General features: G+C 43.1%; 8 protein-coding genes and 2 pseudogenes. 6 read left to right on the top strand and 4 right to left on the bottom strand.

Annotation, left to right across the window (positions count from 1 at the left end; genetic code table 11):
• Window positions 1-129: 129 nt before the first annotated feature.
• Window positions 130-273, top strand: a pseudogene (locus IM509_RS14590) (transposase); the annotation flags it as partial.
• 164 nt (window positions 274-437) lie between these two features.
• Here IM509_RS14590 and petD read toward each other — a convergent pair.
• Both petD and petB read right to left on the bottom strand, forming a co-directional pair.
• On the bottom strand, window positions 438-920 hold the full coding sequence (petD, locus tag IM509_RS14595; RefSeq protein WP_004267928.1) for a cytochrome b6-f complex subunit IV: 483 nt from the start codon (window positions 918-920) through the stop codon (window positions 438-440).
• Between the two features lie 51 nt (window positions 921-971).
• Window positions 972-1,640: a cytochrome b6 gene (gene petB / locus IM509_RS14600; protein WP_002738970.1), complete on the bottom strand. Its 669-nt coding sequence runs from the start codon at window positions 1,638-1,640 to the stop codon at window positions 972-974.
• A 282-nt stretch (window positions 1,641-1,922) separates the two neighbouring features.
• Here petB and IM509_RS24130 point away from each other — a divergent pair.
• The 5 genes and pseudogenes from IM509_RS24130 to IM509_RS14620 form a co-directional block, all read left to right on the top strand.
• Window positions 1,923-2,171, top strand: a pseudogene (locus IM509_RS24130) (IS607 family transposase); the annotation flags it as partial.
• Entirely contained in the window at window positions 2,056-3,567 is a 1,512-nt protein-coding gene (locus IM509_RS14605; protein WP_353847215.1) for an RNA-guided endonuclease InsQ/TnpB family protein, read from the top strand. The pseudogene IM509_RS24130 and the gene IM509_RS14605, both read left to right, overlap by 116 nt.
• A 41-nt stretch (window positions 3,568-3,608) precedes the next feature.
• Window positions 3,609-5,045: a circularly permuted type 2 ATP-grasp protein gene (locus IM509_RS14610; RefSeq protein WP_185237681.1), complete on the top strand. Its 1,437-nt coding sequence runs from the start codon at window positions 3,609-3,611 to the stop codon at window positions 5,043-5,045.
• A gap of 68 nt (window positions 5,046-5,113) precedes the next feature.
• Window positions 5,114-6,115, top strand: coding sequence for an alpha-E domain-containing protein (locus IM509_RS14615; protein ID WP_185237680.1), 1,002 nt, complete (start codon window positions 5,114-5,116; stop codon window positions 6,113-6,115).
• On the top strand, window positions 6,115-6,981 hold the full coding sequence (locus tag IM509_RS14620) for a transglutaminase family protein (RefSeq protein ID WP_052276760.1): 867 nt from the start codon (window positions 6,115-6,117) through the stop codon (window positions 6,979-6,981). Before IM509_RS14615 ends, IM509_RS14620 begins: the two co-directional genes overlap by 1 nt.
• Window positions 6,982-7,142: 161 nt before the next feature.
• Here IM509_RS14620 and IM509_RS14625 read toward each other — a convergent pair whose 3' ends face one another.
• Together IM509_RS14625 and IM509_RS14630 are read right to left on the bottom strand one after the other, a co-directional pair.
• Entirely contained in the window at window positions 7,143-7,589 is a 447-nt protein-coding gene (locus IM509_RS14625) for a PIN domain-containing protein (RefSeq protein WP_052276759.1), read from the bottom strand.
• Window positions 7,579-7,836, bottom strand: a complete 258-nt coding sequence (locus IM509_RS14630; RefSeq protein WP_249264916.1) for a ribbon-helix-helix domain-containing protein — start codon at window positions 7,834-7,836, stop codon at window positions 7,579-7,581. The genes IM509_RS14625 and IM509_RS14630 overlap by 11 nt, the downstream gene beginning before the upstream one ends.
• Between the last annotated feature and the right edge of the window lie 400 nt (window positions 7,837-8,236).

Here is an 8,236-nt window from a genome sequence, read left to right on the forward strand (position 1 = left end):
AAATCCTTATCTGGCAAGAGACTTAATTGATTAGTTCGCTCTAGATCAAAAATAATTGACAAAAATCGCTAAATGCCTTTCTATATAAGGGTTACATCCCTTATAACCCCCGTCCATTGCATAACACAAACCGAAGAGCCGTATTTCTACAATAAACCTTATTTTTGGACGGGGGCTTATTTTGTGGCTAGTTGTGGCGGCGTTACCGTCGAACAACTAAAAAAATACGTCGAGAACCAAAACTCCCCGAAAGTGGAAACGCTACCGCGTTAGTTTCATTCTGGTGGCGATTCATATCCCGTTAAACCGCTACGCGGTTTAACGGGAGTCCTGTCGCTCCATTGAGATAGGAGAAATCAAAATTAAAATTGCCCACGATCGCTCTTCCAAAGTCAGGAATCACAAGCGTGGGCAAAAAACCGGTGAAGTTCAGTAACTTAGAACAAACCGAGAGTTAAAGATGTATCGATGGGGAAAGTGGCACCAATACCTAACCAAATCGTGACCACAGTACCAAATAGGAAGATAGCGGTAGCGACGGGACGACGGAAGGGATTTTGGAATTTATTGACGCTTTCAATAAAAGGAACTAACATCAAGCCTAGGGGAACGCCAGCCATGCAAGCGATACCTAGGAGTTTGTTAGGAAGAATGCGGAGAATTTGGAAAACGGGATAAAGATACCACTCTGGCAGAATTTCTAAGGGAGTAGCGAAAGGATCGGCAGGTTCACCAATCATGGTGGGATCCATAATCGCTAAACCGGTGCAGAGTCCGATCGTACCGAAGATAACCACCGGGAAGACATAGAGCAGATCGTTGGGCCAAGCGGGTTCACCGTAGTAGTTGTGACCCATACCTTTAGCCAACTTAGCGCGGAGAGCGGGATCGCTGAGATCGGGCTTTTTTAATGTGGACATGGATAATGTCTCCTAAAAATGATTTCGGATCGACAGAGATATTTTTCTGAATTATAGAGGCCCAGAAATGCCTTGTTTACGGATCATCAAGAAATGTAGCAACATGAAGACCGCGATCGACCAGGGTAGTACAAAAGTATGCAAGCTGTAGAAACGGGTTAAAGTTGCTTGACCGACGCTTTCGCTACCGCGCATCAGGGTGACGAGTTGATCACCGACGACGGGAATAGCAGCAGGTACACCGGAAACAATTTTAACCGCCCAGTAACCCACCTGATCCCAGGGCAAGGAGTAACCGGTGACACCGAAGCTAACGGTGATCACGGCCAGGACAACCCCAGTCACCCAGGTTAATTCGCGAGGTTTTTTGAAGCCACCGGTCAGATAGACGCGGAAAACGTGCAGGATCATCATTAAGACCATCATACTGGCGGACCAGCGATGGATAGAACGAATTAACCAACCAAAGTTAACTTCGTTCATGATGTACTGTACGGAGGAGAGGGCCTCTGCTACAGTGGGTTTGTAGTAGAAGGTCATGGCAAAACCAGTGGCAAACTGGATCACGAAGCACACAAGGGTGATACCACCCAGACAGTAGAAGATATTAACGTGGGGGGGAACGTATTTGGTGCTGATATCATCAGCGATCCCTTGAATTTCTAAGCGTTCCTCAAACCATTGATAGGCTTTAGAATCCGTTACTTGTTTGGTAAACATCGCGTAACCAGTAAGAAAAATGAAAGATTTAAGGTGTGACCTTTAAAAAATGTAACACAGTTTTCAGGGCTAATTCTCGCTCTTGTCAGGTTTCTCCACCGGTGGGGATCAATCAGCGATCGCCAGCCTCAAAAAACGTAACTTCCTAAAATTTCCCTTAAAATGTCTCCTAGACTACAAAAAATCGGGCTAATTGTCCGACACTGGGAATAGGTAAGGTTGACAGCTAGTTACTGATTTGCTCACATTGACCTACATACTCCACTATTTAGGCGAACGTTTGTGACCCTAAGAAAAGCCGTTGAGCTATGGGGATTACATCCCAATACATTAAGAGAATATGCCGATGAAGGGAAAATCAAAAGTATCAAAAACGAAGCAGGGCAACGATTGTACGATGTCCAGTCTTACGTCAATGGTGCAGCTAGAGCTTCCCTTGTTTGCTACTGCCGAGTCAGTTCAATCAAGCAACGAGATGACCTTGAGAGACAAGTCAGCTTTATGCGCGGATTCTATCCAGAGGCAGAAATCATCAAAGACCTCGATAGTGGGCTTAACTTCCAAAGAAAAGGACTTAGAGCCATACTGGACAGATGATTGTGGGGAAATAAACTCACAATTGTTATGTCCACACTGGACAGATTATGCCGATTTAGATTCGAGCTTATACAGTATATGGTCGAACAAAACGGTGGCAAAATCTTGGTTCTCGACCAAACTGTTCACAGTCCCGAATCAGAACTTACAGCAGACTTGTTATAAATACTTCACATCTTCTCTTGCCGAATGTCCAGACTCAGGAAGTACGCTCAAAAAATCAAAGAAAGTACGGATTTATCCAACAACAGAACAGAAGAAACTGATGAAACACTGGTGGGGAGTATCTCGGTTTGTCTTCAACCAAACCATTAAATATCTACAGGAACCAGGTAGAAAAGCTAATTGGAAGGCTATCAAGACGGGAATCATTAATGATTTACCAGAATGGGCTAAAGAAGTCCCCTACCAGATTAAATCAATAGCAGTCAAAGACGCTTGTGAAGCCGTTAAAAATGCTCAAAGAAAATATCAAAAAACTGGGGAAATCCAGAAAGTAAAATTCCCTTCCCGTAAAGATAAACAGCAATCCTGTTATATTCCTAAGTCAGCCATTTCAGCAAAAGGAATATATCACACAAAATTAGGGCAAATACGCTTCACCGAATCACTGCCCGACAATTTTGGGGATAGCCGATTAGTATCCAGAAATGGACAATACTATTTAGCTATTCCCCATGAGGTGCAACGATGCGAATCCGATAACCAAGGACGCATTGTCGCCCTAGACCCCGGTGTTAGAGATTTTCTGGCACTATTCTCGCCTAATAGTTTTGGCTCAATCGGGAGTCAGGATATAGGTAAAATCCAACGATTATGCTATCACCTTGATGATTTAATTTCTCGTTCTACCAAAGTTAATGCTAAAACCAGAAACCGTTATCGAAAAGCAGCTAATCGACTAAGAAATAAAATCAGGAATTTAGTAGATGAACTTCATCATCAAGTTGCTAGATTCCTAGTTGATAACTTTGATGTGATTCTTTTGCCTACTTTTGAAGTGTCAGAAATGGTTCTAAAAAATAGCAGGAAGATTCGCTCAAAATCTGTTAGACAGATGCTTAACTGGTCTCATTACCGATTTAAGCAATTTCTCAAGCATAAGGCTTTTGAGATGGGTAAATTAGTAATAGACTGCTGTGAAGCCTATACGTCGAAAACAGTTAGCTGGACTGGTGAATTAATACATAACTTAGGTGGAAAAAAAGTCATTAAATCCAAGATTGATGGCAAGACGATGGATAGAGATATTAATGGCGCACGAGGAATTTTTCTTCGTGCTTTGGGAGATACCCCCTCTTTAAGAGACTCTCTTAGAGTGCATTGTTAATGTATGTTAGCAAAAAAGTATCGGTATGAAATGAGGTCAGTGTGCTATTAAATACCTACGATCCCGAAGGCTTCTACGACGAACTATTCTTAGATGATGGTCAACCTCGTCCCCACTCCTCCCCTTTAATCAAATGGTTGCAGAATCTGCCACCCCGAGAACTTCAACAACACCGGGAAACCGCTCAGTCGGCCCTGTTTGAATTGGGGGTGACTTTCAATGTCTATAGCGACAATCAAGGGGTAGAAAAAATCTTTCCTTTTGATATTATTCCCCGAATTGTCGCGGCTGAGGACTGGGATTATTTAGAAAGAGGACTGAAACAACGCATCAAAGCCCTCAATCTTTTTCTCTCCGATATCTACAATGACCAGTTAATCATTAAAGATGGCATTATTCCCCCCGAATTAATCGCCTCGGCGACGGGATTTCTGAAACCCTGTCTGGGACTGAAACCCGCCGGAGGTATCTGGTGTCACATCACGGGAACCGATTTAGTCCGCGATAAAGATGGTCAATGGTACGTTTTAGAGGATAATTTGCGGGTTCCTTCCGGTATTTCCTATGTACTCGAAAATCGTCGGGTAATGAAAAGCACCTTCCCCGATATTTTCCAGACAATGAATGTTAAACCGGTGGATGATTATCCTTCCCATCTGTTGGAAACTCTCCTTAATTTAGCCCCACCCCAATTACCTAATCCCACCGTAGTAGTTTTAACCCCCGGAACCTATAATTCTGCCTACTTTGAACATTCTTTTATCGCCCAACAAATGGGGGTAGAATTAGTGGAAGGGCGTGATTTAGTCGTCTTTGATGGTTATCTACAAATGAAAACCACCAAGGGATTAAGAAGGGTAGATGTGGTATATCGTCGCCTCGATGATGACTTTTTAGATCCGGCGGTTTTTCGTCCCGATTCGATGTTAGGTGTACCCGGATTATTAAAAGTTTTTCAGGAAGGCCGCGTCGCTTTAGCTAATGCTCCTGGTACGGGAGTCGCTGATGATAAGGTTATTTATGCTTTTGTCCCCGATATGATTCGTTATTATCTGGGAGAAGAAGCGCTTTTAAATAACGTTCCTACCTATCTTTGTTGGCGAGAAAAGGACTTAGATTATGTCTTAAATAATCTCGATAAGTTAGTTGTGAAAGCCGCCAATGAATCGGGAGGTTATGGGATGTTAGTTGGTTCCCAAGCTACCTCGAAAGAACGAGAAGAATTTGCCCCACGCATTGCCGCTAACCCTCGCAATTATATCGCTCAACCGGTGTTAAGTCTTTCTAGGGTTCCCACTTTAATTGACACGGAAGTTGAAGGTCGTCATGTGGATTTACGTCCCTATATTCTCCATCGTGGCGATGAAATTTATGTGCATCCCGGGGGGTTAACTCGCGTAGCTTTGAAAAAGGGTTCTTTAGTGGTTAATTCTTCTCAAGGTGGTGGCAGTAAGGACACTTGGGTTTTAACCAAGTAATCAGGACAATAATCAAAATTTTGGTGGGTTACTAACCCACCCTACCCTTTCCTTTTTCCCAGTTAATTATGCTTAGTAGAGTTGCTGATTCAATTTATTGGTTAAATCGCTATATTGAACGGGCAGAAAATGTCGCCCGGTTTATGGATGTTAACCTTAATTTAATGTTAGATGTACCTACCAGTGTTTTGCAACAGTGGGAACCTTTGGTTTTAACCACGGGAGATTTAGAACAATTCAAGAAACGTTACGGCACAGCCACCGCAGAAAATGTGATCAATTTCTTGACATTTGACACGGAATATAGTAATTCAATTATCTCTTGTTTGCGCTGGGCCAGAGAAAATGCTCGGTCAGTTCGTGAGATTATTTCTTCGGAAATGTGGGAACAGGTTAATGGTTTTTTCTTGATGGTAAAAGATGCTTCCTCTTACCATCCTCAAACTACTTTACCTAACTTTTTTACCCAAGTTAAATTGGCTAGTCACCGTTTTGCGGGGGTGATGGATGCAACGATGACTCATAATGAAGGTTGGCATTTTGGCGTTATGGGAAGATTACAGGAACGCGCCGATAAAACCGCCAGAATTCTTGATGTTAAATACTATTATCTCTTACCTTCCGCCCAATGGGTAGGAACTTCTCTAGACCAAATTCAATGGATTGCTTTACTGCGGTCCGTGAGTGCCTACGAAATGTATCGTAAATGTCAACGACGGATTACTCCTAGTGACGTGGCTGAATTTTTAATTCTTAACCGAGAATTTCCTCGTTCAATTCACTTTTGTCTGCGGGAATTAGACCACTGTTTGCATCAAGTTACAGGGACTCCTATAGGAACTTGGGGGAATTCGGTAGAAAGAAGTTTAGGGCGACTTTGTGCCGAAATGAGCTATCTAACTATCGAGGATATTATTGAAATGGGATTACATGAATTCCTCGACCATATTCAAAAAAGAGTTAATGATGTGGGAATAAAAATGACAGAAACTTTCTTCGTTTTTAATCCCGAACTTGCCTCACCTCTGCCAGTAAATAACTTTCAATATCAATCCCAATTAACAACTTAATGCGTTATCACATTCGGCATCAAACCAACTATTTCTATAATCAACCCGTGATTTTATCCCCCCATCTGCTGCGCTTGCGACCAAAATCCGATGGTGGGCAAACTTTGCGAGAGTTTACCCTCAAAATTAACCCAGAACCTTTAACAATAACTAATATTATCGACCTCGATGGTAATTCTTGTTTACAAATTTGGTTTAATCAACCGACGGAAGAATTATTGATTGATGTGGTGAGTGAAGTGGAAACCCATGGGGTTAATCCTTTTCAGTATTTGTTGGAACCTTGGGCGACCTGTTTACCCTTTGATTATCCCATTTCTCTCCACAGTCAATTACAACCCTACAGACAATTTTATGGGTTAAATAATGATCCTGATGTGGCAGCATTAGCCCAAGAAGTTATGCAGGAAACCGAGGGACAGGTGCTATCTTTCCTGTTTAATCTTAATGACAAAATTTACCGAAATTGTCAGCAAATTATTCGTATTACCGGGGAACCCTATCTACCCGGAAACACTTGGAAAAATAAGCAGGGTTCCTGTCGCGATTTTGTGGTTTTATTTATGGATGTGTGTCGCTGTGTGGGATTGGCTTCCCGTTTTGTCAGTGGCTATCAAGAAGGAGATTTAGACCAAGAAGAAAGACATTTACACGCTTGGGTGGAGGTGTATTTGCCGGGGGGCGGCTGGAAAGGCTATGATCCTAGCCATGGATTAGCGGTGAGTGACCGTCATATAAGCCTCGTTTCTAGTCCAATTCCCCGTTATTGCGCGCCGGTAGAGGGAAATGCTCGACCGGTTAATCTCGGTCATCAAGTGATAGAATCTCAGCTATCATCGACAATTGCAATCGATTTGTTATCTTGAGGATGATTGTTTATGGGTCAAGGATTTGGCACAGCAACAAGGCGAAAAGTTTTGGGAGCGGGGCATAAATCCCCGTTACAAAAACGGCCGACCGCCTCCTGCCTTCGTTAAGAAGCCGCCGCCCTCGCCTTCTTGGGAATCTTGGCGAAACTACAGCTATCTTACCCAAAAGAAAGTCTGCCGCCATCGTTCAGGGGGTTGACGAAATGAATTCCCTCAATGGTAGCCCCGGAATTAAAATCCTCGCTATAGACCGTGGTGATTTGATTTAAGCGAGCGGTCGCCCAGATCTGGGCATCCCAGTAGGAAAACTGGTAACTTTCTACTCCACGGGTGGCTTCCAGAACGATCAACTCGGTAATCGGAACTACCTCACAGGCTATTAGATATTGACGGATGCGGGCCAGAGCTTCTTCCTGGGTTAGCAGGGGGCGACGGCTGCGGGTGACGGACTGAAAGAATTCTCCCATCACCTGCGGACTGATGACAGCGCGGGTGGTGCGGATCAGGTCATCGACAACGGTTAATGCCCGTTCCCGTTTGCTTTTCTCGGCGATATCGTAGAGATAGACCAGAATATTGGTATCGAGCAGGACTCTATCGTTCATAGAGATCCTCCCTTCGCCAATCCCTTTTACCCGGTTGTGATGGGCGGTTTTCGAGACCGGCGATAAAGGCCTTTTCTCGCTCCCAAGCGCTCAAGTTCGGGGTAGGAGATTTGACGGAAATTATGTGTTGGTCGATCGCCTGTCGGATGATCTCGGCCTCGCTCAGTCCCGTCTGTCGGGCCTTCTCTTTCAGTAAATTATTCTGCTCGGCTTCGATATAAATTTGCTTGCGGATTTTGCTGACCATAGCCAGTTTAATTATATACATTACATCATACATTACTATAACCGTCGTGAATCGTAATCGCCGGTTTTTCTATATATCTGAACTTATTTAGTGCATATATACTACAAAAACCAGAAACCCCTATTTATCAATGGATACACCCATTAACCTTTCTTAATCTACCCATGTTTCTTGTGATATTTCTTAATAGACGGGGATGGAGTATATTGGCTAGAATTTCCTGACCGTAATTCTCCTGTGCAAGAAAAGTAGATTTATTCAGCTATACTTTGCACGGCTACAACTTGCATTTTTTACTCAAGGACAATAATATAGTTTAAGAGTCATAATTAGAAGCAAAGCACTCATTAAAAACATGATTAACCTAGAATTCACGGAAGAAGAAAAGAACTCACTGTAT

It is taken from the genome of Microcystis sp. M31BS1 (genome assembly GCF_020245285.1).
Lineage (GTDB): Bacteria > Cyanobacteriota > Cyanobacteriia > Cyanobacteriales > Microcystaceae > Microcystis > Microcystis panniformis.